This is a genomic window from Azospirillum sp. UENF 312511, assembly GCF_058780635.1.
On sequence record NZ_JBSNCG010000004.1, the window covers coordinates 1 to 23,646 of the forward strand.

General features: G+C 68.9%; 20 protein-coding genes. 5 read left to right on the forward strand and 15 right to left on the reverse strand.

From position 1 onward, the window contains the following. The 5 genes from ACWPN7_RS25755 to ACWPN7_RS25775 form a co-directional block, all read right to left on the reverse strand. On the reverse strand, positions 1-704 hold a 704-nt coding region (locus ACWPN7_RS25755), incomplete at its 3' end, for an amino acid ABC transporter ATP-binding protein (protein WP_492273495.1). A 52-nt stretch (positions 705-756) separates the two neighbouring features. Continuing rightward, the gene (locus ACWPN7_RS25760) at positions 757-1,419 is read right to left on the reverse strand and encodes an amino acid ABC transporter permease (RefSeq protein WP_014199009.1); all 663 of its coding nucleotides are present in this window, start codon (positions 1,417-1,419) and stop codon (positions 757-759) included. Between the two features lie 207 nt (positions 1,420-1,626). Next, entirely contained in the window at positions 1,627-2,481 is an 855-nt protein-coding gene (locus ACWPN7_RS25765; RefSeq protein ID WP_094302718.1) for a transporter substrate-binding domain-containing protein, read from the reverse strand. 168 nt (positions 2,482-2,649) lie between these two features. After that, positions 2,650-3,549, reverse strand: coding sequence for a 4-hydroxy-tetrahydrodipicolinate synthase (gene dapA / locus ACWPN7_RS25770; RefSeq protein WP_451996877.1), 900 nt, complete (start codon positions 3,547-3,549; stop codon positions 2,650-2,652). Between the two features lie 373 nt (positions 3,550-3,922). Beyond that, entirely contained in the window at positions 3,923-5,077 is a 1,155-nt protein-coding gene (locus ACWPN7_RS25775; RefSeq protein ID WP_451996879.1) for an alpha-hydroxy acid oxidase, read from the reverse strand. 219 nt (positions 5,078-5,296) lie between these two features. Between ACWPN7_RS25775 and ACWPN7_RS25780 the strand changes: the two genes are divergently transcribed. The 4 genes from ACWPN7_RS25780 (at position 5,297) to ACWPN7_RS25795 (ending at position 8,088) form a co-directional block, all read left to right on the forward strand. Further along, entirely contained in the window at positions 5,297-6,733 is a 1,437-nt protein-coding gene (locus ACWPN7_RS25780; RefSeq protein WP_459196358.1) for an FAD-binding oxidoreductase, read from the forward strand. A 65-nt stretch (positions 6,734-6,798) separates the two neighbouring features. Then, complete coding sequence (locus tag ACWPN7_RS25785; protein WP_040137493.1) at positions 6,799-7,422, forward strand: helix-turn-helix domain-containing protein; 624 nt, start codon at positions 6,799-6,801, stop codon at positions 7,420-7,422. Between the two features lie 50 nt (positions 7,423-7,472). After that, on the forward strand, positions 7,473-7,727 hold the full coding sequence (locus ACWPN7_RS25790; RefSeq protein WP_014199002.1) for a type II toxin-antitoxin system RelE family toxin: 255 nt from the start codon (positions 7,473-7,475) through the stop codon (positions 7,725-7,727). Then, complete coding sequence (locus ACWPN7_RS25795) at positions 7,720-8,088, forward strand: helix-turn-helix domain-containing protein (protein WP_451996884.1); 369 nt, start codon at positions 7,720-7,722, stop codon at positions 8,086-8,088. Before ACWPN7_RS25790 ends, ACWPN7_RS25795 begins: the two co-directional genes overlap by 8 nt. Here ACWPN7_RS25795 and ACWPN7_RS25800 read toward each other — a convergent pair. From ACWPN7_RS25800 to ACWPN7_RS25835, 8 genes are all read right to left on the reverse strand, one after another. Next, on the reverse strand, positions 8,081-8,929 hold the full coding sequence (locus ACWPN7_RS25800; protein WP_451996886.1) for a TonB family protein: 849 nt from the start codon (positions 8,927-8,929) through the stop codon (positions 8,081-8,083). The genes ACWPN7_RS25795 and ACWPN7_RS25800 overlap by 8 nt on opposite strands. Positions 8,930-8,964: 35 nt before the next feature. Beyond that, the gene (locus ACWPN7_RS25805) at positions 8,965-11,058 is read right to left on the reverse strand and encodes a TonB-dependent receptor plug domain-containing protein (protein ID WP_459196359.1); all 2,094 of its coding nucleotides are present in this window, start codon (positions 11,056-11,058) and stop codon (positions 8,965-8,967) included. Positions 11,059-11,098: 40 nt separating this feature from the next. Next, positions 11,099-12,532, reverse strand: a complete 1,434-nt coding sequence (locus ACWPN7_RS25810; RefSeq protein WP_459196360.1) for a di-heme oxidoreductase family protein — start codon at positions 12,530-12,532, stop codon at positions 11,099-11,101. A 3-nt stretch (positions 12,533-12,535) separates the two neighbouring features. Then, on the reverse strand, positions 12,536-13,822 hold the full coding sequence (locus ACWPN7_RS25815; RefSeq protein ID WP_200475286.1) for an ABC transporter substrate-binding protein: 1,287 nt from the start codon (positions 13,820-13,822) through the stop codon (positions 12,536-12,538). Between the two features lie 347 nt (positions 13,823-14,169). After that, entirely contained in the window at positions 14,170-15,384 is a 1,215-nt protein-coding gene (locus ACWPN7_RS25820; protein WP_459196361.1) for an ABC transporter substrate-binding protein, read from the reverse strand. A gap of 41 nt (positions 15,385-15,425) precedes the next feature. After that, the gene (locus tag ACWPN7_RS25825) at positions 15,426-16,205 is read right to left on the reverse strand and encodes a 3-hydroxybutyrate dehydrogenase (protein ID WP_459196362.1); all 780 of its coding nucleotides are present in this window, start codon (positions 16,203-16,205) and stop codon (positions 15,426-15,428) included. A 47-nt stretch (positions 16,206-16,252) separates the two neighbouring features. Continuing rightward, entirely contained in the window at positions 16,253-17,191 is a 939-nt protein-coding gene (kce, locus tag ACWPN7_RS25830) for a 3,5-dioxohexanoate:acetyl-CoA acetone transferase (protein ID WP_200475283.1), read from the reverse strand. 51 nt (positions 17,192-17,242) lie between these two features. Further along, on the reverse strand, positions 17,243-18,154 hold the full coding sequence (locus tag ACWPN7_RS25835) for a 3-hydroxyacyl-CoA dehydrogenase family protein (RefSeq protein ID WP_459196363.1): 912 nt from the start codon (positions 18,152-18,154) through the stop codon (positions 17,243-17,245). Positions 18,155-18,431: 277 nt separating this feature from the next. Between ACWPN7_RS25835 and ACWPN7_RS25840 the strand changes: the two genes are divergently transcribed. Then, complete coding sequence (locus tag ACWPN7_RS25840; RefSeq protein WP_040137485.1) at positions 18,432-19,859, forward strand: sigma-54 interaction domain-containing protein; 1,428 nt, start codon at positions 18,432-18,434, stop codon at positions 19,857-19,859. Positions 19,860-19,872: 13 nt separating this feature from the next. Here the strand turns inward: ACWPN7_RS25840 and ACWPN7_RS25845 are convergent, their stop codons facing one another. Both ACWPN7_RS25845 and ACWPN7_RS25850 read right to left on the reverse strand, forming a co-directional pair. Next, positions 19,873-20,442 carry a hemerythrin domain-containing protein gene (locus ACWPN7_RS25845; RefSeq protein ID WP_459196364.1) on the reverse strand — a complete coding sequence of 190 codons (570 nt, stop codon included), beginning with the start codon at positions 20,440-20,442 and terminating at the stop codon, positions 19,873-19,875. Positions 20,443-20,501: 59 nt separating this feature from the next. After that, positions 20,502-23,645 (reverse strand): efflux RND transporter permease subunit, encoded by a 3,144-nt coding sequence (locus tag ACWPN7_RS25850; protein WP_459196365.1) that lies wholly within the window; start codon positions 23,643-23,645, stop codon positions 20,502-20,504. Position 23,646: the final 1 nt, after the last annotated feature.

Consider the following 23,646-nt stretch of genomic DNA (forward strand, 5'->3'; position numbering starts at 1 on the left):
ATGACGTCGCGCGCCGGCCCTTCCTCCACGATCACGCCGTCGCGCATGAAGATCACGCGGTCGGCGACCTCGCGGGCGAAGGCGATCTCGTGGGTCACGATGATCATCGTCATGCCCTCGGCGGCGAGGTCGCGCATCACCCCCAGCACCTCCGACACCAGCTCGGGATCGAGGGCGGAGGTCGCCTCGTCGAACAGCATCACCTCCGGCTCCATGGCCAGCGCGCGGGCGATGGCGACGCGCTGCTTCTGCCCGCCGGACAGCCGGTCCGGATAGGCGTCGGCCTTGTCGGCCAGCCCGACCTTGGCGAGCAGCCGGCGCCCGATCGCCTCGGCCTGCGCCTTCGGCATGTTTTTGGCGGAGACCGGCCCCTCCATCACGTTGCCGAGCACGGTCATGTGCGGGAACAGGTTGAAGTGCTGGAACACCATGCCGGTGTTGGAGCGGAACTTCGCCTGCGCCTTGGGCCGGGGCAGCGCCTTGCCCGTCTCGAAGTCGAAGGCGTCGCCGCCGATGCGGACCCGGCCGCCGTTCGGCACCACCAGCAGGTTGAGGCAGCGCAGCAGGGTGGACTTGCCCGACCCCGAGGGGCCGATCAGCGCCACGACGGCGCCGGAATCGACCTTCAGGTTGATGTCGCGCAGGACGACCAGCTCGCCGAATTGCTTCCTCAGCCCGGCGACTTCGATCTTGGGAATGCTCATGGAAAGGGGCCTCTCGCGTTGGATCGCAGGGGGAGCGTCAATGGTCCGGACCTTAATGACCGGTCTGGAGCTGCTTCTCGCCCCGCTTCACGATGGCCGTCAGGGGGACCAGCACGACGAAGTAGATCAGCGCGACGATCGTGTAGACCTCCAGCGGGCGGAAGGTGTCCGTTGCGGCGACCTGCCCCTGGTAGAGAAGGTCCGGCACCGCCACCACCGAGACCAGCGAAGTGTTCTTGAACTGGATGATCGACTGGTTCATCAGCGGCGGGATCATGCGCTTGACCGCCTGGGGCAGCACGATGCGCCGCATCACCTTGGCCGGCGTCATGCCGAGCGCCAGCCCGGCCTCCGTCTGTCCCGCCTCGATGGAGACCACGCCGCCCCGGATCACCTCCGCGTAGAAGGACCCGCCGTAGAGCGACAGGGTGAGGACGGAGGCCGTCACCGCGTCGATCTGGATGCCGGTCAGCATCGGCAGCGCGTAGTAGAACCACAGAAGCTGCACCAGCAGCGGCGTGCAGCGGAACAGCTCGATGTACGCCCAGGAGATCCAGCGCAGCACCGCGAAGCGCGAGAGCTGGGCCAGCCCGCCGACCAGCCCCAGCAGCAGGCCCAGCACGACGACGGCGGCCGTCAGGCCGATGGTGACCAGCGTGCCGTTGAGGAACAGCCAGCGGTATCCCCAGAGCATCTCGAAGTTGAAGGTGTACATGGCGGGCCTGCTTGCAAAACTTCGGAACGGCGGCCGAATCCCCGCGGGGTCGGCCGCCGTGCGCCATCGGAACCCAAATTCATCGACAGGTTCCTTCAAAGCGGATTGCAATCCGCTTTGGACCGCGACGGCGGTCCCGGCCGCACGTGCGGCCGAAGCCCGCCGGCGAGTGAGGCGATGTGACTCTAAAGCGAACGGACGTTCGCTTTAGAATGTGATGCCTTCCGGGATGTCGCTCATGGCGATGTCCACCTTGGCGAGGCTGTTCACCACCGCCTCGCGGATCAGGCCCAGGCCCTGGGCGTATACGATCCAGGTGTTCACGAAATCGCGCAGGGTCTTGTCCGTCTCGCGCCGCACCGCCGCGTTGGAGGTGGAGCCGAAGATCGGGCGCGGCACGATCACCTTGCCCAGCGACGGGTCGCGCTTCACCGCGCGCACGCCGCCCATCCAGAAGATCGACTGCGCGTCGGCCCGGCCGCTGCGCACGGCCAGCGTCGCCTCGTCCAGCGACTTGAAGCGGATGAGCTGGGCGTTCGGGCAGAGGCGGCTGGCCACCTGATCGTGGGCGGAACCGACGTCCACCGCGATCTTCACCTCCGGCTTGTTCATGTCGGCCCAGCTCTTCGGCTCGAAGCCCGGCTTGGCGATGACGACCAGGGCGCTGTTGTAGACCGGGACCGTGAAGTCGACGGCCAGGGCGCGTTTGGGCGTCGGGTTCATGCCGAACATGACGTCGATCTTGTTGGCCTGGAGATCGAGGATGGCGTTGCCCCAGGTGGTCTCGACCACCTCGATGCCGACGTCCATGTCGGCGGCGAGCGCCGACCCGATGTCCCAGAACTGGCCCGACCACTGGCCGGTCGTCTGGTCCTTCATGATCCAGGGGGCGCCGGTCGCCACGCCGCCGATGCGCAGCTTCTTGGCCTTCAGGACCCGGTCGAAGGAGCTGCCGCCCTCCTGCGCCGCAGCCGGGGCGATGCCCGCCGCCATGGTGGCCCCGAAAGCCCCGACCGCCGCGCCGGCGCCCAGAAACCCAGCCAGTTCCCTGCGATTCACCATGTCCGTCTCCCTTGTGGTCCGTCGGGCTGTCCGACCGGATGTGTCATGACGTGTGTGTCGTGACGTGTGTTCAGGCCATTCCGTGTTCGTTGACCGGCCGCCGCCGCGGCTTCGCGTTGTTGGGGCGCTTCCCGGGGGAAGGAGCGCCCGAAACGTTCCTTTTGGCCGTCAGGCGAGCGCGATGTCGCGCGCGTGCCGGGCGACGGCCTGGAGCTTCTCGGTGGTCTCGGCGGTCGGCGCAGTCAGCGGCAGCCGCACCCCGCCGACCGGCATGCCGGCCATCGCCATGAAGGCCTTCAGCGGGCCGGGGTTGGTTTCCAGGAAGATGGAATTCACCACCGGGTCGATCTGGGTCTGCTCGGCCAGCGCCTCGTTCAGCTTGCCGGCGCGCGCCAGTTCGAAGATGCGCAGCCAGATCTTCGGGTAGATGGTCGCCGAGGCCAGCACGCCGCCCCGCGCGCCCAGCGCGACGTGGGTGGCGAACAGCGGCTCCTCGCCGCTCAGCACCGAGATCTTCTCGCCGGCGTACTTCATCGTCTTGATGAATTCCGGCATGTCGTAGGAGGAGAACTTCATGCCGATGATGGAGCCGTCCTCCGCCATCGCCTGCACGCCCTCGGCGGTGACCGCCACGGTGGTGCGGCGGGGGATCTGGTAGAGCATGACCGGCAGGTCCACCGCGTCGCGGTAGGCGCGGAAATAGGCGCGCATGCCCTCCTGGGTGCCGGCGGCATAATAGGGGGTGACGGTCATCACCGCGGCGGCCCCGGCGGCGGCGAAGTCGCGCCCGGCCTCGACCGCGTCCTGGAAGCCGGTGGACAGCACGCCGGGGATCACCGGCTTGCCGCCGGCCTCCTCCACGCAGGCGGCGACGACGCGTTTGCGCTCGTCCCGCGACAGGGCGGGATACTCGCCGGTGCCGCCGATCGGCACGACGCCGGACGCCCCGGCGTCGAGCTGGTGCCGCACCAGCCGCTTCAGGCCGGCGATGTCGACGGAACCGTCGACCGTCAGCGGCGTGACGATGGCGCTGAACAGGCCGCTGATCTCCGAATGGGTGAGTGCCATGGGGTCCTCGGATTTCCTAAGCGTGGCGTTTGAGGCGTGGCATAAGGGTGTGCTGCGGCCGCGGGGCGGCCTCGCCCCCGCGATGCGGGAAGCCGGTTCGGGACGATCGGAAGAGGCGCGATGAAACGAGTCCGATGAAATCGACAAAGACCGGCGCGCCGCCGGAAATCCGTGCCTGAACCCGCACCCGGACCAACGCTCGGGTGGGGGTCGGAGGGAACGGGAGCGATGGAGCGTCCCTTGTGAGACCTCGATCCGGCCCCGCCCGCATCCGACAAAGGAGATGTGACCCTATTTTTCCTTTTGCTGCAAGAACAAATCGTTTCATGGATGAAAAGTGACGATACGATAAAATCCGGCGCGCCAACACACGTCAACGTGGCCGTTCCACCGTCCCCGCGATGTCGGCCACGGTCGGGGCGCCGAGGAAACCCATGGTGGTCAGAAGCTCGCGCCGAACCATCTCCAGCACCGCCTGCGCACCCGCCGCCCCGTCGCTGGCCAGCCCGTAGAGAACGGCACGGCCAAGCAGCACGCCCTGCGCGCCGAGCCCCAGATAGCCGGCGACGTGGCTGCCGCGCCGCACCCCGCTGTCGGCCAGGACGGTCACCCGGTCGCCGACCCGCTCGGCGATGTCCGCCAGACAGCGCACGGGGTGGATGGCGTGATCCAGGTTGCGGGCGCCGTGGTTGGATACGACGATCCCGTCCACCCCCAGTTCGGCCGCCTTCTCCGCGTCGTCGGCGCGCAGCACGCCCTTCAAAATCAGCTTGCCTTTCCAGGCGTCCCGCAAGCTCCGCACGTCGTCCCACCCCACGTCCTGGGCGAGGCCGATCTCGTCGCCGACGGCGACCCGACCCAGCGCGGTGCGGAACTCGTCGGGATAGTGGGCATAGGTCGGCACGCCGCCGTTGCGCAGATACTTGGCGAAGACCCCGGCGAACCAGCGCGGGTGGGCGAGACAGTCCAGCCCGGCGCGCAGCGACGGCTTGATCGGAATCCCGAAGCCGTTGCGGATGTTGTATTCGCGGTTGGGCGTCACCGCCGTGTCCACGGTCAGGACCAGGGCCTCCGCCCCGGCTTGTTCGGCGCGCCGCACCAGCTCGCGGGTGCGCTCGCGGCTGCGCCAGACATAGAGCTGGAACCACAGCCGCGCCCCGGATTCCCCGGCGATCCGCTCGACGGAGGTGATGGACTGGGTGGAGACGCAGAAGGGAATGCCGACCGCAGCGGCGGCCCTGGCCAGTTCGACCTCGCCGTCGTACCAGACCAGCCCGGCCACGGCGGTGGGCGCCACGACCAGCGGCATGGGCTGGCTCACCCCGAACAGGCGGGTGGTGGCGTCGCGTTTCGACACGTCCACCAGAACGCGCGGCTTGAAGACGAGGCTGTCGAGCGCCGTTTTGCTCGTCGCGATGCCGGTTTCGTCCTCGGTTCCGCGGTCGATGTACTCGAACAGGCCGCGCGGGAGGCGGGCGCGTGCCCGCTGCCGGGCCTCGGCGATGTTGAGCGACGCGGTCACCGCCATTTCCCCGGTTTCCTCGGGAGGACGCGTGCATCGCACGATTCGCAGGATATGCCCATTGGGTGCTGCTCCGACAAAAATTATCTTTTCGGGAACAATTTTTCGTATGCTAGACATGGTGAAACAGTATCGTCAACGTCCGATCGTCCCGGCCGATTGTCCGCCTCACCGATCTCCACCCCGGCGCCCTCCTCCGGCCCCGAAGCCACAAGGACCTGCCCGATGCGTGACCCACAGGCTCTGCTGACGTCGCTGCGTACGCTCCTGGGGGAGCGCCATGTGGTCACGCAGGCGACGGATCTCGAACCGCTGACGCGGGACTGGCGGGGCCGCTACCAGGGCACGGCGCTGTGCGCCGTCTATCCGGCGGACACGGAGCAGGTGGCGGCGACCGTCCTGCTGGTGCGCGAGCATGGCGGGAAGATCGTGCCGCAGGGCGGCAACACCGGCATGTGCGGCGGCGCCACGCCCTTCTCGGAGGAGGCGGTGGTGCTGCGGCTCGACCGGCTGAACCGGGTCCGGCAGGTCAGCGGTCTGGACAACACCATGACGGTGGAGGCCGGCTGCATCCTGGCCGACCTCCAGGCCCGCGCGCAGGAGGCCGGACGCCTCTTCCCGCTCAGCCTGGGCGCGGAGGGGAGCTGCCAGATCGGCGGCAACATCGCGACCAACGCCGGCGGCACGGCGGTGCTGCGCTACGGCCCGATGCGCGACATGGTGCTGGGGCTGGAGGTGGTGCTTCCCGACGGCTCGGTGATGAACGACCTGAAACGGCTGCGCAAGGACAACAGCGGCTACGCCGTGCGCCACCTGTTCATCGGGGCGGAGGGCACGTTGGGGATCATCACGGCGGCGGTGCTGAAGCTGTTCCCGCAGCCGCAGGCGAGCGCTACCGCCATGGCCGGAGCCAGTCATCTCGACCAGGCGCTGGAGCTTCTGGCCGCCGTCCGCTCCCGCTTCGGCGACCGGGTCGGCGCCTACGAGGTCATGTCGCACTCGCAGATGCAGCTCGTCCTCGACCACATTCCCGGCTGCACCCTGCCCTTCGCGGAGCCGCACCCCTGGTACGTGCTGATCGAGGCGGAGGACAGCTTCGCCGCCATGGATCTGGCCTCAATTCTTGAGGATTGCCTTGCCGACGGGCTGGAGCGCGGCCTCGTCGCCGACGCCGTGATCCCCAGGAGCGAAGCGCAGCGCGAGGCGCTGTGGCGCCTGCGCCATTCGGTGTCGGAGGCGAACAAGGTCGCCGGGATCAGCGTCTCCTACGACACGGTGGTGCCGCTCGACCGGCTGAGCGACTTCGCGGCGGAGACGGAGCGCGGCGTGCGCGACGCCTTCCCGCAGGCGCGGCGGCTGTTCGTCGGCCATGTCGGCGACGGCAACCTGCACGCGGTGATCCATTTCGACCACGACGCCTTTCCCTCCCGCGCCGCGTTCGAGACGGCGGCGGGGCGGATCAACGAGATTGTCGACACGGCGACGCTCGCCTGCGATGGTTCGATCAGCGCGGAGCACGGGATCGGCCTCAGCAACCGCAAACGGCTCGCCAACTCCATCGACCCGGCGCGCTACCGGCTGATGACGCAGATCAAAGCGTTGCTCGACCCTCACCATATGATGAATCCTGGAAAGGTTCTTGTGTTCGAGGACCCTCAATGAAGCGGCCCGCCCTGACGACCAGGCATGTACGACGAATCGCGACACGACAGGCGGCGGACGACGCAATGGATGTGATCGACAGGCCCGACGCGGTCTCCTCCTCCCCTTCCCAGAGCGGGGCGGACGGGGAACTGGACCTCGGCGTCCGGCTGAAGAATCTGCGCAAGCGGCTGGGGCTGACGCTCCAGCAGGCGGCCGACCGCACCGGGGTCGGCGTGTCCACCCTGTCCAAGATCGAGCGGAACGAGCTGTCGCCGACCGTCACCACCCTCCAGAAGATCGCCGGCGGGTTCGACATGGACGCCGCGGCGATCATCGGCGGGCCGACCCCGGCGCTGCGCGTCGCCGGCCGCCGCTCGGTGACGCGATCGGGGGAGGGCCGCCCTTTCCCAACTGGCACCTGCAACAACGCCTGGCTCTGCCCAGATCTGACGAACAAGGTCATGAGTCCGATCATGACCACCGTCGCCGCCCGCTCGCTCGACGCCTATCCGGAATGGGCCAAGTACGACGCGGAGCTGTTCCTCCACGTCCTCTCCGGCACGCTGGTGGTTCACAGCCAGATCTACGAGCCGCTGCGTCTGGAAGCCGGCGATTCCATGTATTACGACGCCAGCACCCCCCATCTCTGGGTCTCTGAGGGGGACGAGAACGCCCGCGTGCTCTGGGTTTACGCCAAGTATCAATGACACATAACGATCCGATTGATGGATAAATAGCGGAACGCTATATTTATGCGATGCACACGATCCGCTATACCGCGGCGGCTCTGAAGACGCTTCGCCGAATGCCGCGCAACACGGCGGAGCTGATCCGCCTGAAGCTGCAGGAGGTGGCTGCCGACCCGGCGAACGCGCGGAACGTGAAGAAGCTGAAGGGCCGGGACGGCTACCGGCTCCGCGTCGGCGACTGGCGGATCGTTTATGACCTCGAATCCGGCGTGCTGGTGCTGATCGTCATCGAAATCGGCCCGAGAGGAGGCATCTATGACTGATTCCGCGCAGATCATCCGGGATGCCAACGGCAATCCGGCCTTCGCGGTTCTGCCCATCGCCGAATATGAACGATTGCTGGAAGCCGCCGACGAGGCGACCGCGACCCGCGCCTTCGACGTCTACAAGGCCACGCAGCCGGAAACCTTCCCCGATGAGGTGGCCGAGCGGCTGCTGGGTGGCGAGCATCCGGTGAAGGTCTTCCGCGACCACCGCGGCATGACACAGGCTCAGCTCGCCGAGGCCACCGGCCTCAAGCAGGCCTATGTCTCGCAGATCGAGGCCGGCACGCGGGGTGGTTCCGTGGATGTGCTCAAGCGGATCGCCGAAGCCCTTCGGGTGGACCTCGACGACCTCACCTGACCGACACGGCGAACAGCACCGGCACCTCGACGGTGGCCGGCTTGGGCGGGGGTGGAAAGGGTGCGGTCCGGGCGACCGTCTCCAGCGCCGCCCGCTCCAGCACCGCGACGCCGGGGCCGGACAGGACGGCCATGGACTCGCCCGGAACGCTGCCGTCGCGCTGCACCGTGAAGCGCACCAGCACCGTCCCACCCAGCCGCAACCGCCGCGCCTCCGCCGGCACCGCGAGCCGGGCCTGAAGACGGCGGCGCACCTCCTCCAGATAGACGCGCATGGCGTCCGCGCCTCCGCCGCCAGCACCGGCATCCGCCACAGCGGAGCCGTTCATCCCGCTGCCCATCGCGGGTCCGGCCGTTGGTCCGGTTGCGGCGGCGGCCCCATCGCGATTCCCGGCCATGTCCTTTGCCGGGGCGGCCGGTAATGGAACGCGGGTGGCCGCCGTCACCGGTTTCACCGTCGGCTTGCGGGCCGGAAGCGGTGCAACGGAGTCCGGAACGTCGGGGGGCGACGGGTCGGGAAGCGGGCCGGCCTCGACCGGTCGCGGTTCCGGGTCCGGCGCCGGTTCGGCGGCGGGAGCGGCCGGCGGCGGCTCCACGTCGGACTCTCCGCGGCCGTCCGGGCCTCCCCCCGCGTCGCCGGCTGTTTCCACGCCGTTTCCCGGCACGACGTCGACGCTGACCGCCTCCGGAACCGGCACGGTCGGTGTCTCGGCCGCAGCGATCAGCAGGCCCAGCAAGGCGGCATGGGCCAGGGCGGACAGGACGAAAGCCCACGGAGCCCACGGCCCATGCCCCTCCCCTTCCCCAACGATCGCCGCATCGCCGGCGCGCATGCCGTCCATGCTTAGGCCCCGTGCTCAGCCCAGCCTCTTCCGCGTCAGAACTGGTAGCGCGCCCCGAGGTAGAAGCTGCGCCCCTCCTCCGGGTAGCCGTCCATGAGCTGGTAGTTGCGGTCGGTGATGTTGCGGACCACGGCCTCCGCCTCAACGCCCTTGACGATCTCGTAGGAGACCTTGAGGTTCGCCAGCGCGTAGGCGCCGGTGCGGTAGTAGACGGTCTGCGCGGAATTGCTGGTCCAGCGGTTCGAGGAGACCTCCAGCGACGGCACGACGTGCAGCGCCTCGACGGGCTGTATGTCGGCATAGGCGAACAGCTTGTGCGTCGGCGTGCCGGTCGGCTTGGGCTCCGGGGTGCCCACGGCGTCGAGCGTGCGGACCAGCAGCGTGTAATTGCCGCCGATCTCCAGCCATTCGGACAGCAGCGCGCGCGCCGACAGCTCGAACCCGCGGTCGAAACCGGACCCGACGTTGCGGTTCTGCGTCACCGACTGGCCGTTGTAGAGGATGTTCACCTGCTGGATGGCGTCGGTCAGGTCGTTGACGAACACCGCCCCTTCCAGGCGGGTGTTGCCGAAGACCTGCTCGGACGCGCCGATCTCGTAATTGATGGCGCGTTCCGGCTTCAGCCCCGGATTCGACACGGCCCCGCCAAAGCGCGAACTGAACCGCTCGAACAGCGTCGGGAAGCGGGTGCGGCTGGACACGCTGGCGTGGGTCTCGCCGGTGGCGCTGTAGCGCCAGATCACCGCGCCCTGCCAATTGAAGGCGTCCATGTCCTTCGTCGGGTAATTGACGAAGCGGCCGGTGTTGGTGCCGTCCCAGTCCTGGGCCTTGCGCAGGTCGCGCCAGTCGTAGCTGGCGCCAGTCACCACATCCACCGCCCCGGTGGCGTGGAAGGTGTTCTCCAGCGCGACCGAATAGGTGTCCTCGACGCTCTTCTGGTTCGGCTCGCGGAAGCGCGGCGCGTAGAGGGTCTGGAATTCCTCATGCTCGTCGCGGCGGACATGCACGGCGCCCTTCAGCGTGTTGCGCGGGATCAGGTCGGTGCCCAGTTCCACGCCGCCGCCATAGGCGCGGTCGTCATAGATGCTGGTGAAGGCCCGCGACGTGCTCTGCCGGACGTAGCGGCGGTCGTCGTAGGAATCCAGCTTGTTGTCGAAGGTCGAATGGAACAGCCGCGTCTTGACGTAGGACTTCTCGCCAAGCTGTGTGCGCGAATTGAAGGACAGGTTCTGCACCGCCCATTCCGGCCATTTCCAGTAGCGCATGGTCTGGCTGCTGGCCGGGTCGTAGGTGTGCAGCGGGGCGCCCTTCGAGCCGTTCTGCTTCAGAACGTTGAAGGAGTACTCGTCGGTGTCGTTGGGCGTGATGCCGAACTTGGCGTTCACCCGCCAGTCGCGGCTGTCCGACCCCTCGCGCCGGCCGCCATTCTCGTTGGCGGTGGGCTTGTAGTCGTCGGACAGGCGGAAGAAATTCTGCTCGACCTTGGCGATGCCGCCCTGGACGTAGAAACGCTCCTGCTTCGTCCCGGCGCTGGCGCTGGTCAGATAGCCGGAGAACGCGCCGGTGGCGTCGAGGTTGATGCCGGTGCGCAATTCGCCTTCCAGCTCGCGCGTCGGCTTGCGGCTGACGAGGTTGATCGAGCCGCCGAGCCCGCCCGGCCCGTCGAGAACCGACGCGTAGCCCTTGGCCACCTGGATCTCGGCCAGATCGCCGGTCAGGAAGCGGCCGAGGTCGAAGCGGTTGTCCGCCGGCAGATAGAGCTGCACGCCGTCCAGATAGAGCGGCACCTGGAACCGGTCGTAGCCGCGCACGGTGACGTAGCGCTCGTTGCGCGGGCCGCGGGTGGTGGCGATGCTGACGCCCGGCAGCAGGTCGAGCGCGCGGTCCAGCCGCTCGCGGTTGAAGCGGGCGATGTCCTCCGACGACAGGACGGAGCCGCCGACCGGGGTGCCGCCGGCCGCCTGGGCCGTCGCGTTGATCTGGCCCAGCCGGTAGACCGGCTCGTCGGGCGCGGCCGTTTGAGCGGGCGTTTGACTGGCCGTTTGGGCGGTGGATTGAGCCAAGGCGGGGGCGTTCTGCGCGGCGGCCATCACGGCCGACGACGCAGCGGCAAGCAGCAATCGTCTCATCGGACTCCTAGAGGGGAAAGGCGTCAGCGGTGGGTGTGGATCAGAGTGAGGCGAGGAAGGACAGCAGCGCCTCGCGGTCGGCGGTGGGCAGGGCGCGCACGGCGTCGACGCTGCCCTGGGCCTCGCCGCCGTGCCACAGCACGGCCTCCAGCGGGCTGCGGGCGCGGCCGTCGTGCAGATAGGCGGGGTGATCGGCGATCAGCGGGACAAGGCCCAGCCCCCACAGGGGCGCCGTGCGCCATTGCCGCCCGTTGGCCCGATGATCGGGCCGCCCGTCGGCCAGCCCGTCGCCCAGGTCGTGCAGCAGCAGGTCGCTGTAGGGATGGATCGTCCCTCCGCCCACCCCCGGCAGGAGAGGATGCTCCGCCGTCTCCAGGCTGGGGGCGTGGCAGCGGGCGCAACCGGTCTCCGCGAAGACCGCCTCGCCGCGACGCACCGCCGGGTCGTCCACGCCGCGCCGCGGTGGCGGCTGGAGCGCCAGCGTGTAGAGATGGATGGTGTCGAGCATCGCCTCGGACAGTTCTGGCTGCAGCCCCTCGTCTTTGGCGGCATAAGCGGTGCAGGCGTCCTGCGCCTCCGGACAGTTGGGCTGCGGATAGAGGCGCGTGGTGATGCCGAGGTCGCCGACGAAGGCCCCGGCGATCTGCTGGCGTACGGTCGGCTGGTTGGCCTTCAGCCCGAAGCGGCCAAGCGCCTCCACCCCGGCTTCGCGGTCCCAGACGCGGTTGGGCTGGCCGGAGACCACGCCCTCGCGCGCCTGCACCTCGGCCAGCGCCAGGACGACGCGCTCCGGCACCGCCTCCAGCAGGCCCAGCCCGAAGACCGGCGGCCCCATGCGCGGCGAGGTCATCGCATCGTCGCCGAGCGGCCCGAAGGCCGGATCGGTGATGCGAATCTCGGGAGCGCGCAACGGCACCTCCGTGCCGTCGGCCAGACGCTCCACCCGCTCGTGCCACGTGAAGAAGACGCGCGCCTCGGCCGGGACGCCGGGCACCGACTGGTCGTTGATCTGGTCGCCGTAGGCGGGGTGCGGCTTCGGTCCGCCATGCGCGTCCTCGCCGGGCACCGACAGGCGGACCAGCATGGCGCGCAGCGCGTCGTCGGGCCCCTGCGGCGGCTCGCCCCGCCCGTTCTTGATGTGGCAGGCGGCGCAGGACAGCCGGTTGTAGGTCGGCCCCAGCCCGTGGAACCCGCCCTCCCCCGCGAAGCCGTTCTGCACCAGCGCCCGTCCGCCGGCCTGGGCGCGGCCGACGCCGGTCCCGGCCTCCGGGTCCGGGCCGCCCGGCGTCCAGACATGGTTGAACAGGATGCGCCCGATGGTGAACTGGACGCGCTGCGCCTCGTCGGCCGGCGGCAGGGTATGGTCGAAGGCGGCGCGCGTCGGGTTGGACGGGGCGGCGGCCTGAACCGCCGCTCCCGCCGTCGCGGACAAGGCGACCGACAGGCCGAGAAGCGCGTGGAGGGTCCGGCGCACGGGTCAGGGCTCCTTGGCGGCGGTCAGCACGGCGCGAGCGGTGTCCGCGGCGGCGGCGCGGGCCTTGCCGATGCGCTCCGCCCAGTCCTGATCGAGCGCTAGGGTGACGGTCAGGCCGGCGGCCTGCTCCTCCGTCACCGGCACCGCGGTGGCGAGGGCCAGCGCCTCCTCCGCTTTTGCGACGAGCGCGGGATTGCCCGTCCGGGCGGCGGCCCGCCGTGCCTCGTCCAGCAGAGCCAGCAGTTCGCGCAGCTCGTCCTGACGGCGGGTGATCAGCGCGTCGAAAAGCGCGGCGACCGCCGGTTCGCGGCGGCTGCCCCGCTCCGTCTCGTAGGCGAAGGCGCCCGCCGCGGCAAAGGGGTTGCCGGTACCCGCCGGGGCGTCGCGATAGACCGCGGGGCGGACCGGGTGGCGGCGGATGTCCGGGTGGAAGAGAATGCGCTGCCCCTCCTCCGACAGGGCGAAGGCGACGAAGGCAGCGGCGGCCTTCGGGTGGGGGGCGGCGGCGGTCACGCCGATGTGGGCGGGCAGCCAGGCGGTGCGCTCCGGATAGAGGATTTCCACCGGCTTGCCGTCGGCCTGGGCGTTCAGCGCCTGGAAGTCGATGGTCGGCCCGGCGCCGCGCCGCCCCGAGCCCACGCTGTCGCCCACGCCCGGCCCGCGGTCGGCCAGTTCGGCGCCGGCGGCGATGCGTTGCAGCAGCGTCCAGCCCGCCGTCCAGCCCTCGGCCTGGAGAATGATGTCCACCAGCACCGGGGCGAAGCCGACCCGCGAGGGCACCGGGAAGGCGACGTGCCCGGCCAGCGCGGGGTCGGCAAGGTCGGCCCAGCGCCGCGGCGTCGGCAGCCCGCGGTCCGCCAGATAGGCCGGATTGACCACGATCCCGTAACCGGCGACCTCGAACGCCTCGAAGCGGCCCGAGGGGTCGGACAGGGTCTGCGCCCCGATGCGGCCCGGCAGCGCCTCGCGATCAAGCTCCGGTGAAGCGGTGTCCAGCGGGCGGAGCCGCCCCTCGTCGCGCAGCAGCGGGAAGTTGCGCAGCGCCGGGGTCCAGTAGACGTCCACGCCCCCCTGGTCGGCGCTGCGCAGGATCGGCATCGCCTCCCGTCCCGTCTTCCAGAGGACGCGCAGGTCGGTGCCGGGATTGGCCCGCTCGAACGCCGCCTCGAAGCGGGAGACCAGCTCGTCGGGGTAGCTGGTCAGGACGAGCAGGCTCGATTCCAGGGGCTCCGCATGCAGCGCACCCGGAAGGATGCCCATCGCCAGCACAACCAACGCACGCAATCTCATCGCGGGCTCCGTCACAGGGGACCGATAAAGCCATATCCATTCGCTATGTTTGTTTGGATACAGCGCATACCGGCGTCTGTCAACGGCGCTATATACGTTCGGTATATAACCGTGAAGAAAATATGGAAATGGAAAAGGCCCCCGCTGTCCGGGTGCCCTCACCTCAGGCCGTGATTTAACTCAGAGCTATCGCATTTGGCCTCTATAACCCTCTCCCCTCTGGGGAGAGGGTGGCCCGCAGGGCCGGTGAGGGGGATGTGCTTGGCGGTAGGTCCGGCAAATGCGCACCCCCCTCACCCTAACCCTCTCCCCCGAGGGGAGAGGGGACTTCAAATGCAATCACCCCGTCACTTCACCAGGGGGCAGCCGCTGTCCTTCGGGTTGATGTAGGCCTGCTCGCCGGGAATGGTCTTGAGGATCTTGAAGTAATCCCAGGCCCCTTTCGACTCGCCCGGCGTCTTGATCTGCGCCAGATACATGTCGTTGAAGATCCGGCCGTTGTCGGCGATCTTCGCGTCCTTCATCATCATGTCGCTGATGAGCGTGGCACGCATCTTGGCGGCGACCTTGTCGGCGTCGTCGGTGCCGGCCTCCTGCACGGCCTTCAGGTAATGCTTGACCGCCGAATAGACGCCCGCCTGGTTCATCGACGGCTTGCGCCCGGTCCGCTCCTCGAACTTCTTCGACCAGGCGCGGGTCTCGTCGTTCATGTCCCAGTAGAAGGAGTTCGCCAGCATCAGCCCCTGCGCGGTGTCGAGGCCCAGCGCGTGGATGTCGTTGACGTTCAGCAGCAGGCCGGCCAGCGTCTGGCCGCCCTGGGGAATGCCGAACTCGGCGGCCTGCTTGACCGCGTTGATGGTGTCGCCGCCGGCGTTGGCGAAGGCGACCACCTCCGCACCCGAGGCCTGCGCCTGCAGCAGGAAGGACGAGAAGTCCGAGCTTGCCAGGGGATGGCGGACGCTGCCCTTGATGGTGCCGCCGAGCTGCTTGACGGTGTTGGCCGCCTCCGTTTCCAGCGAATGGCCGAAGGCGTAGTCGGCGGTGATGAAGAACCAGCTCTTTTTGCCCTGCTCGACCAGCGCGCGGGCGGTGGAGGACGCCACGGCGTGGTTGTCCCAGGTCCACAGGAAGCCGTAGGGGCTGCAATCCTTGCCCGTCAGATCGGTGGAGCCGGGGCCGGACATCAGGAAGATGCGCTTCTTGTCCTTGGTGATGCCCTGCACGGCCAGCGCCGCGGCGGAATTCGGCACGTCGGCGACGACGTCGACCTTCTCCACATCGATCCACTGGCGCGCGAGGTTGGCGGCGATGTCCGCCTTGTTCTGGTGGTCGCCGACGATGATCTCGATCTTGGTGCCGTTGATGGCGTTGCCGAACTCCTCGGCGGCCAGCCGCGCGGCCACCGCCGAGCCCTCGCCGTTGATGTCGGCGTAGATGCCGGACCGGTCGGACAGCATACCGATCTTGATGACGTTGTCCGACATCTGGGCCTGGGCCGTGCCGGACGCCAGGGCGGCGAAGGCGACTCCGGCGAGAAGGCCGGCAAGACGGGTGCTGCGCATGGTTCACTCCCTAAGGTGTTGTTTTCTTGGTGGTTGGGGATTCAATGGGTCGTGTAGCCGCCATCCACGGGGATCGCGGTGCCGGTGATCGACGCGGCGGCGTCCGAGCACAGGAAGGCGATGGCGGCGGCGACCTCCTCCGGGGGGATCAGCCGGCCGGTCGGCATGCGGTCGAGGAACACCGCCTGGAGGACCCGCTCCTCCGGCAGACCGGTGACCTGGGCCTGCTGGGCGATCTGCTTCTCGATGATCGGGGTCAGCACCGTGCCGGGGCACACCGCGTTGCAGGTGATGCCGTGCTCCGCCACCTCGATCGCCACCGACTTCGTCAGGCCGATGATGCCGTGCTTGGTCGCGACATAGGCGGGCTTGTGCGGGGCGCCGACCATGCCGAGGACCGACGCCGTGTTGACGATGCGCCCCCAGCGGCGCTCCCGCATCGCGGGAAGGGCCGCCTTGATGGTGTGGAAGGCGGCGCTGAGGTTGACCGCGAGCAGCAGGTCCCATTTTTCGTCGGGGAACTCGTGCACCGCCGCCACATGCTGCACCCCGGCGTTGTTCACCAGGATGTCGATGGGGCCGAGCGCCGCCGCGGCCTCCGCCATCATGGCGCGGGCCTCGTCCGGCCGGCTGAGGTCGGCCCCCGAATAGACGATCGTCGTGCCGCTCTGCGCCGCGATCTCCGCGCACAGCCGGTCGATCTCCGCGCGGTCGCCGAAGCCGTTGAGCATGACATGGCAACCCTGGCGGGCGAGTTCGCGGGCGGTCGCCAGCCCGATGCCGGTGGTGGAGCCGGTGACGACAGCGTTCCTGTTTCGCATCTCGGTCTTTCTTTCGGACGTCTTGGATGTCAATGGCGTGTCGCGGTTCAGAAGGCCACCTGATCGGCGCCTTTGAGGGCGAGCATGGCGCGCGCCTCGGCGGGGGTGGCGACCTCAAGCGACAGCTCTTCGAGAATCCGGCGGATTTTCGCCACCTGCTCCGCGCTGTTCCGGGCCAGCCGGCCCTTGCTGAGATACAGGCTGTCCTCCAACCCGACCCGGACGTTGCCGCCCATGACCGCAGCCATGGTCGTGAAGGGAATCTGGTGACGCCCGGCGGCCAGCACCGACCATTCGTAATCCGTCCCGAACAGCCGGTCGGCGGTCTCGCGCATGAAGACGAGGTTGCGCTGCTCCGCACCGATGCCGCCGAGGATGCCGAAGATCGTCTGGACGAAGAAGGGCGGCTTCACCAGCCCCCGATCGACGAAGTGGGCGAGGTTGTACAGGTGCCCGACGTCGTAGCACTCGAATTCGAAGCGCGTTCCGCAGCCCTCGCCCAGATGCTCCAGGATGTAGGCGATGTCGCGGAAGGTGTTGCGGAAGATGAAGTCATCGGTGCTGCGCAGATAGGGCTCCTCCCAGTCGTGCTTCCAGCCCTGGTAACGGTCGGCCAGCGGGAAGATGCCGAAGTTCATCGAGCCCATGTTGAGGGAGCACATCTCCGGCTGGGCCTGCAGCGGGGCGGCGAGGCGCTCCTGCACCGTCATATTGAGCGAGCCGCCGGTGGTGATGTTGAGCACCGCGTCGGTGGACTGCTTGAGGCGCGGCAGGAACTGCATGAACACCGCCGGGTCCGGCGTCGGCTGCCCGGTCCGGGGATCGCGGGCGTGCAGATGGAGGATCGCGGCACCGGCCTCGGCGGCGCCGACGCCCTGCTCGACGATCTCATCGGGCGTCACCGGCAGCGCGTCCGACATGGTCGGGGTGTGGATCGACCCCGTCAACGCGCAGCTGATGATGATCTTCTTCTGTGGTGCGGCCATGGGACAGTCTCTGTGTGGGTTCAATTCGAATGGAGAGGAGGCGGCGCGCGGTCACCCGCGCTCGACGCCGTCCAGCCGCTGGAGGTGGGCCGCCAGACGGGCGTGGGTCTCTGTCCGCTGCGCCTCCGTCCAGGTCCGGAAACCGGCGCCGGACTTCATGCCCAGCCGCCCGGACGCGACGAGGTCGCGCAGCAGGGGCAACGGTTCCGGCGTCCGGTCGAGGTCGGGCAGGACATGCTCGTGCACCGCCAGGGTCAGGTCGGTGCCGACGAGGTCGGCGTTCTCCAGCGGCCCCAGGACGGCGAGGCGTCGGCCGAAGCTGGCCTTGACCACGGCGTCCACCGTCTCGGCGTCGCACACCCCGTTCTGGACGAGCGCGATGGCCTCGCGCCAGAGCGCGTGCTGCAAACGGTTGCCGATGAAGCCGGGAACGTCCTTGCGGACATGCACCGGCGTCTTGCCGATGGCGGCCAGCAACCCGATCATCGCGGCGACCGCCGCGTCGTCGGTGTCAGCGGTCTGGATGACCTCGACGAGCGGAATTTGATACGGCGGGTTCCACCAGTGGGTGCCGAGCGCGCGGCTCTTGTCCCGGAGCGGTTCCATGATCCGGGTGATCGGGATCACCGACGTGTTGCTCGCCAGAAGCGCATGGGGCGGGGCGGCGGCCTCGACCGCCAGGAAGATCCGCTGCTTGAGGGGCAGATCCTCCGGAACCGCTTCGATGACGACGTCCGCCCGGCCGACCGCGTCCTCCAGGGAGGCGCAGGGCCGAACCCGGTCAGCGGCGGCGGTGTCCATTCCCAAAGTCTCAAGGTTGCCGCGGACCCGTTCGACGATCCCGGCCCGGCGGCCCGGATCGGGCTCGTGGATGTCGACCGGGTGCCCGGCGACGGCGAACGCCTGGGCGATCCCATGCCCCATCAGCCCGGCGCCGATGATCCCAATACGCTGCTGCGTCATGCCTCTGTCGCGTCCCCCCTGCCTTGAGCGCCGCCGCAACGGCCGTCCGGCCAATTGTTCGCGGCGCACATATTTTCTTTCCGCAATCAAAGCAAGGGGCGTGCCAGCGATGGGAATTGTTGGTATGGAGGGCCTTCGGCCAAGCCAGCGGGCGGATTGCCTGCGGTTTTCAGCCCTTCGCCGCCATGGGCCTGACACTCAGGGCTTCCGTCGTGTGCTGAATTTTGACAAACAGTGTTCAGAATATTGACAGAAACGACGCGACGGGAGGCGGGCCATGGCGGCGGGACGGGACGAACACTTCGCGGCGGCGCGCGCGCTGATGGTGATGATCGACGAGATGATCGACGGCGCCATCCTCGTCGACAAGGACGCGCGGATCGTCTGGTCCAATGATAAGCACGTCTGGTTCGATGACAAGCGCAAGGCGCTGCTGGGCATCCGCTCCCTCACCGAGGTGGTGGGGCAACCCATCGAACGGGTCATCCCGCACAGCCAGATGCGCGACGTTGTGGAAACCGGCCGCTCCTTCCCGCTCGACATCATGCGCTACGGGGAGCACACGCTGCTGGTGAGCCGCCTGCCCCTGCGCGACGAGCAGGGGGAGATCATCGGCGCCCTCGCCTTCGCCCTGAAGAACAGCCTGACCTACCTGCGTCCCATCGCCGAGCGCTTCAACAAGCTGCAATCGCGCCTCGCGCGCATGGAACAGGAACTCGCCGCCAGCCGCGCGCCGAAATACTCGGTCGAGAACCTCGTCGGCTTCAGCCCGGCGATGCTCCAGGTGAAGCGGCTGGTTCGCAAGGCGGGCCAGATCAACTCGGCGGTGCTGGTGCTGGGCGAGACGGGAACCGGAAAGGAGCTGGTGGCGCAGGCCATCCACGCCGCCTCGGATCGGGTCGACCGCCCCTTCGTCGGCATCAACGTCGCGGCGATCCCCGAAAACCTGCTTGAGGCAGAGTTCTTCGGCGTCGCTCCGGGCGCCTACACCGGCGCCGGCCGCCAGCCCCGCCCCGGAAAATTCCAGCTCGCGCATGGCGGCACGCTGTTCCTCGACGAGATCGGCGACATGCCGCTGCCGCTTCAGGCCAAACTGCTGCGCGTGCTTCAGGAGCGCGAGGTCGAGCCGCTCGGCTCCAATCAGGTCATCAAGGTCGATGTCCGCATCATCGCCGCGACCAGCCGGCCGCTGCCGGAGATGATGCGGAACGGCACCTTCCGCTCGGACCTCTACTACCGGCTCAACGTCTTCCCGATCCAGCTTCCGGCGCTGCGCGACCACAAGGAGGATTTGGAAATCCTCGCCTCGCTGTTTTCGGAACGGATGGCGGTGAGCCTCGACCAGCCGATGCGCGACCTCACCCCCGCGGCGCTCGACGCGCTGCGCGGGCATGACTGGCCGGGCAACGTCCGTGAACTGGCCAACGTCATCGAGCAGGTCTATGTGCGCACCGAAGGCGAGCGCATCCTGGCCGACGACTTCGCCGACATCCTTCCCGGAGCCGCTGCCCGGCCTCTCGCCCCACCGGCGCGCAGGCGCCCCCTCGCCGACAGCATGGACGAGCTGGAACGCTCGCTCATCCTCGCCGCGCTCGAGGACGCGCAGGGCAACAAGCTCGAAGCCGCGCGGAGCCTCGGCCTGTCGCGCACCAACCTCTACGCGAAGCTGCGCAAGCACGGCATCACCGCCGACTCCGAGACGTAGCCGGATCGCGGCGCTACAGCAGCAGGGCCTTCTCCCGCTGCACATGGCCCGACAGCCGGGCCGTCTCCCGCTGGTCCAGCGCGTTCCGCAGCTTGGGGAAATCGACGTCCTCCTCCTGCTGGACATGCTCCGCGATCAGTTCTTTCAGTTGGATGACGCGCCGCCGCCACGCGGGATCGTCCTTCGGCATTTGTTCGAGGGCATATAGGTGCATCTTCATGTCGGCGTGCTCGCCGTAGAGGTGCCGGACGTCCGCCTCCTGATGCGCGTGGTCGTGCAGCAGGGGATAGACGACGTCCTCCTCGGCCATGGCGTGCGCGGCGAGGCGGCGCTTGAGGCGGAGCAGCAACTGCGTCCGCTGGAAGGTCTCGCCGGTGTGCGTCCGCTCCATCGCGTCGAGCAGCGCCAGGATGTGGCGGTGGTCGTCCATCAGGGCGTCGAACGGGTCGCGCGCCATCGTCGTCCCGGCGGCCTGGGCAACCACCGGCGGCAGCAGGCGACTGGCGAGGATCGCCACGGCGGCACCGCTGGCGAAGGCGATCAGACCGTTTGTGGACCAGAGGTCCCTTCCTCTCCTGCTCATGATGTCCGTGCCTCCTGGGTCCATGGGTGTGTCCGATGACCAACAGGGGCGGGACGGGGTCATTCCGCCGGAGAGGTCTTCGCCGGAACGTCCGCCGCCTCGCGGTGCGGGATGAGCCGCTCGGTCAGCCGCTGGAAGGCGACGAACAGGACCGGCACGAAGATGATGCCGGCCAGCGTCGCCGCGGTCATGCCGCTGAAGACCGTCGTACCGATGGAGCGTCGGCTGGCCGCTCCGGCGCCGGTGGCGACCAGCAGCGGCACCGCCCCCAGGACGAAGGCCAGCGCCGTCATCAGCACCGCGCGGAAGCGCTGGCGGGCGCCCATCACCGCGGATTCGACGATGGGGTGGCCGGCGGCGCGCTGCTCCCGCGCGAACTCGACGATCAGGATGGCGTTCTTGGCGGCGAGGCCGACCAGCAGGACGAGGCCGATCTGCGCGTAGACGTCGTTGGCGATGCCGGCGACGCTCAGGCCGATGCCGGCCCCCAGCACCGCGATGGCCACCGACAGCAGCACGGCCAGCGGGATCAGCCAATTCTCGTACTGCGCCACCAGGAACAGATAGCCGAACAGCACCGCCAGCCCGAAGATGATGATCGTCTGGTTGCCGATGCGGCTTTCCTGATAGGACAGGCCGGTCCATTCCGTGGCGTAGCCCGCCGGCAGGGTGCGGTCCGCCACCTCCTGCATCGCCGCCAGCGCTTGGCCGGAGCTGCCGCCGGGGGCCGGGTTGCCGTTGACCGAAGCGGAGAGGAACTGGTCGTAGCGGACGAGGCTGTCGGGGGCCAGCGTGTTGCGGATGGTCACGATGCTGCGCAGCGGCACCATGTCCCCCGAGGAACTCCGCACATAGAGCTGGTCGATGGCCGCCACCTCGTCCCGGTACTCCGCGGCGTCCTGCACCTGGACCTGGAAGACCCGGCCGTAGAGGTTGAAGTCGTTGACGTAGCGCGACCCGAGATGGGACTGCAGCGTGGTGAAGACGTCGCCCGGCGAGACGCCGAGCAGCGCCGCCTTGGTGCGGTCGAGGTCGACGAACAGGTGCGGCACGTCGGGGCTGAAGGTGCTGAAGACGGCCGACAGCCGCGCGTCCTGGTTGGCGGCGACCAGCAGGCCGCGCAGCACCGCGCCGAGCTGCTGCGCGGATTGCCCGCCCAACGCCTGCACCTGGAGCTGGAACCCGCCGGTGCTGCCGAGACCGGGGATTGAGGGTGGGTTGAAGGCGGCGATGGTCGCCTGCGGCACCGCGGCGAGCTGCGGCCTCAGCCGGCCCAGCAGCGCGTCCACCGTCTCGGCGGCCCCCCGCTCCCCCCAGGGCTTCAGCACGACGATCTGCAGGCCGACGTTGGAGGCCGCTCCGCTGAGGATGCTGTAGCCGGCGATGGAGATCACATGGGCCACACCCGGCGTCGCGCGCAGCCGCTCGGTGACGTCGGTCATCACCGCCTCCGTCCGGCTGAGCGACGCGGCACTCGGCAACTGGACATTGACGAAGAAATACCCCTGGTCCTCCGACGGCAGGAAGGCGGTGGGCAGGCTCCGCAGCAGCAGGAAGGCCCCGGCGGTCAGCAGGGCGAAGACGGCGATCCCGATCACCAGCTTGCGCGACAGCCAGCCGACGAGGCCGCCGTAGCGGTCGCGCACCCCGTCCAGCCCCCGGTTGAAGGCGGCCAGCGGGCGCCAGGGCGGGGTCGGCGGGCGCAGCAGCAGGCCGCACAGCGCCGGGGTCAGCGTCAGCGACACCATGCCGGAAATCAGGAAGGCGGTGGTGATGGTGACCGCGAACTGCCGGTAGAGCTGGCCGGTGATGCCGGGAAGGAAGGCCACCGGCACGAACACCGCGGCCAGCACCAGGGTGGAGGCGACGATGGCGCCGGTCACCTGCTCCATGGCGATGCGGCTGGCCGAGGGAGCGGGCTGGTCGGGATGCTCCTCCATGACGCGGCGGACGTTCTCGACCACCACGATGGCGTCGTCCACGACCAGCCCGATTGCCAGCACCAGCGCGAACAGCGTGATGGTGTTGGCGCTGTAGCCCAGCACCAGCAGCACGGCGAAGACACCGATGATCGACACCGGGATCGCCAGGGTCGGGATCATCGTCGCCCGCCAGTCCTGCAGGAAGACGTAGATGACCACCACCACCAGCAGGAAGGTGATGCCCAACGTCAGCACGATCTCCTCGATCGTCGCGCTGACGAAGCTGGTGGTGTCGAACACGACGGCGTAGTCCAGCCCCTCCGGGAAGCGGCCGGACAGCCGGTCCAGCTCCGCCCGCACCGCTTTGGCGACGTCCAGCGCGTTGGCGTCCGGCGACTGGTAGACGACCAGCGTCGCCGCCGGGTCGCCGTCCAGCTTGGCGGTGGAGCCGTAGCTCTGCGCCCCCAGTTCCACCCGCCCGATGTCGCCCAGCCGCACCACGCCGCCGTTCGGGTTGGTGCGCACGATGATGCCGGCGAACTGCTTGGGGTCGTCCAGCCGGCCGCGGGCCAGGATGGTCAATTGCTGCTGCTGGCCGTCGGGGACGGGAGGGGCGCCGATCTGCCCCGCCGAGGCCTGGAGATTCTGGTTCTGGATCGCCGCGACCACGTCCGCCGCGGTGATGCCCAGCGCCGTCATGCGGTTCGGGTCCATCCAGACGCGCATGGCGTAGGTCAGCGCGCCCATCACCTGCGCGTCGCCGACGCCGGGCACCCGCGCGATGGCGTCGCGCAGGTTGATGCTGGCGTAGTTGGAGATGAAGATCGGGTCGAACTGGCCGCCGGGGGAGAAGACGTTGACGGCCATCAGCATGTTGGACGACTGCTTGCGCACCGTGACGCCCTGGCGCGACACCTCCGTCGGCAGGGTCGGCGTGGCGAGCGACAGGCGGTTCTGGACGTTGATCTGGGCCAGATCCGGGTCGGTGCCCTGCGCGAAGGTGACCGACAGCGTGTAGGCGCCGGTGTCGGTGCTGGTCGAGGACATGTAGAGCATGCCCTCCACCCCGTTCACCTGCGCCTCGATCGGGGCGGCGACGCTGTCGGCGACGACCTGGGCGTTGGCGCCGGGATAGGTGGCGGAAACCTGCACCGAGGGCGGCGTGATCGGCGGGAACTGCGCCACCGGGATGGCCAGGATGGCCAGCGCGCCCGCGATGGTCACGACCAGCGCGATGACGATGGCGAGGTTCGGGCGCCGGATGAACAGGCCGGAGAACATG